Genomic DNA, 2,599 nt, shown 5'->3' on the forward strand with positions numbered 1-2,599 from the left:
GTCACGGCTGCCGGCCGTCGGACACACCGTTGTCGTGACCGACACGGTGAGTTCTCGACTCCGGCCCGCACTCCCGGTGATCTACCTTTCGGCGAACACCCGGCTCCGCGAGGCCGGCGCGCTGTTGCCCCCGCCCCCGGGTGGCGTCGGCGCGGAACAGCAATTGCGAACCAACCCGGGGCTGGTCGGCGAAATCGCGGCCGCGCTGCTCCGGTTGTTGACGTGACGTCGCCATGCTGACGAGATGCCCGAGGTGCTACTCGATCCTCGACGACAACGCCTATGCCTGGACGATCGCGCCGCAGGTGCCTGCACCGAGCTATTTCGACCCGGTCGCCTCGGCCTACTTCGGTTCGGAGCTGCACAGCGGGCCCGTGCACGTGGTCAACCGGCCGCCCGGCTACGTCGGTCCGCTCCGCGTCTCCGGCGCCGATGCCTCCCGGGCACTGAACGCGCCCGTCGTCGAGATCTGTCCGGGGTGCCACTTCGTGCTCCCGGATGGCTGGCGCCAAGGGCAGGCGATGTGCATCGCGATGGCAGGCGCACGGGCAACCGGCAAGAGCCTGTTCATCGGGGTGCTGATCAAACAGCTGGAGCTACTCTGTGAACACCTTGGGGTGGCTATGGAACCGGCGACACCGGCCACCATCGCGTCGTACACCAACAATTACGAGCGGCCGCTCTATGTCGAGCGCGGCTTGATCGCGCCCACGCCGGCTGCGCAGACCCAGGCGTCCTACCAGCGCGACCCGCTGATCTTCAGTGTCGGCGCGTGGCACGGGGTGCGCCGCTATGTAGTGTTTCGCGATGTCGCCGGAGAGGATCTGGAGTCGGGAAACCTGCACGCCACCCATTTCCAGTTCTTCGCCAACGCCGATGCGGTCTTTTTCATGTTCGATCCGCTGCGGGCACAGGTGATTCGTGACCAGCTGCACGACCTGCTTCCCCCCCAATCGTGGAGCGGCGCAGATCCGCGGTCCGTGCTGAGCAATTTGTTGCTCACGGTCGGCCCGGGTCAGCCACGCCTCGCGGTCATCCTGTCCAAGTTCGACGCGCTGCGCGTTCTCAACAAGGTCGAGGGCTCAGCGTGGAGTTCGGTGATGTCCAATCCTGGTGCGGCGTTCATGCGGGACAACTCGATGGTCACGCAGTACGACGAGACCGACGGGCGGCTCCTCCACCAGGAGGTGCGCAGCCTGCTGCAACGGCTGCACGGCGGTTCGATCGTGGCGGCGGTGGAGAATCCGTCCAGCGGCGTCCGGCTTCGCCACCGGTATTTCGTGGTGTCTTCGCTCGGCCTGCCGCCGGTGGGAAACCGGCTCAACCCGCGCGGCATCGCACCGTTCCGCTGCGTCGACCCGCTGCGCTGGGTGACGTCGAACTTCGGCGTGCTGTAGCGGATCGGCCACGCACTGTACCGAGCAAGTGCTTGGTTGGTACTCTGGTCGGGTGAGTCACCAGCCCGGCCAGCCGGCCAGCCGGCGCGACGAGCTGCTCGAGCTCGCGGCGACGATGTTCGCCGAGCGCGGCCTGCGGGCCACCACGGTGCGCGACATCGCCGACGCTGCCGGCATCCTCTCCGGCAGTTTGTATCACCACTTCGCCTCCAAGGAGGAGATGGTCGACGAGGTGCTGCGCGGCTTCCTGGACTGGCTGTTCGGCCGGTACCGGGAGATCGTGGCGCAGTCACCGGACCCCATGCGGCGGTTGGAAGGATTGTTTCTCGCGTCGTTCGAGGCGATCGAACACCGGCACGCCCAGGTGGTGATCTACCAGGACGAGGCCATGCGGCTCTCCGCCCAGCCGCGCTTCGGCTACCTCGAGGAGCGCAACAAAGAACAGCGCACCGTCTGGCTGGATGTGCTCAACGCCGGCATCGAGCAGGGCCGCTTCCGGCCCGACCTCGACGTGGACCTGGTCTACCGGTTCATCCGGGACACCACCTGGGTGTCGGTGCGCTGGTATCAACCCGGCGGACCGCTCACCGCCGAACAGGTCGGCCGGCAGTATCTCGCCATCGTGCTCGGTGGCATCACCACGAAAGAAGGAAGTGTCTGACATGGCCACCCACATCCCGCAGGCGTACGTGATCGACGCGGTGCGCACCGCGGTCGGCAAGAAGAACGGCTCGCTGGCGCACCTGCATCCGATCGATCTGGGCGCCTATGCGTTTCAGGGGCTCTTCGACCGGGTCGGCATCGACCCCGCCGTCGTCGACGACGTCATCGTCGGCTGCGTCGACGCGATCGGCGGGCAGGCCGGCAACATCGGCCGGCTGGCCTGGCTGGCGGCCGGCTACCCGGAGGCGGTGCCCGGGGTCACCGTCGACCGGCAGTGCGGCTCCAGTCAGCAGGCGATCTCGTTCGGCGCCCAGGCGATCATGTCCGGCACCGCCGACGTGATCCTGGCCGGCGGGATGCAGAACATGAGCTGGATCCCGATCTCGTCGGCGATGACCGTCGGCGAGCAGTTCGGCTTCACCTCGCCGACCAACGAGTCCACGAAGTGGCTGGACCGCTACGGCGCCCAGGAGCTCTCGCAGGTCCGCGGCGCGGAGATGATCGCCGAGAAGTGGGACATCTCCCGCGCGGAGATGGAG

Annotated in this window: 3 protein-coding genes and 1 pseudogene; all 4 read left to right on the forward strand. The window is 67.4% G+C overall.

The genetic code is table 11. From position 1 onward, the window contains the following. On the forward strand, nt 1–226 hold a 226-nt coding region (locus tag AC2VNT_RS13175), incomplete at its 5' end, for a hypothetical protein (RefSeq protein ID WP_486947287.1). A 10-nt stretch (nt 227–236) separates the two neighbouring features. Continuing rightward, nucleotides 237–1,397, forward strand: coding sequence for a hypothetical protein (locus AC2VNT_RS13180; RefSeq protein WP_486947289.1), 1,161 nt, complete (start codon nt 237–239; stop codon nt 1,395–1,397). Nucleotides 1,398–1,449: 52 nt separating this feature from the next. After that, nucleotides 1,450–2,058 carry a TetR family transcriptional regulator KstR2 gene (gene kstR2, locus AC2VNT_RS13185; protein ID WP_486947288.1) on the forward strand — a complete coding sequence of 203 codons (609 nt, stop codon included), beginning with the start codon at nt 1,450–1,452 and terminating at the stop codon, nt 2,056–2,058. 13 nt (nt 2,059–2,071) lie between these two features. Then, nucleotides 2,072–2,599: pseudogene (gene fadA6 / locus AC2VNT_RS13190) on the forward strand (steroid 3-ketoacyl-CoA thiolase FadA6); the annotation flags it as partial.

The organism is Mycobacterium sp. TH-M15 (genome assembly GCF_057473705.1).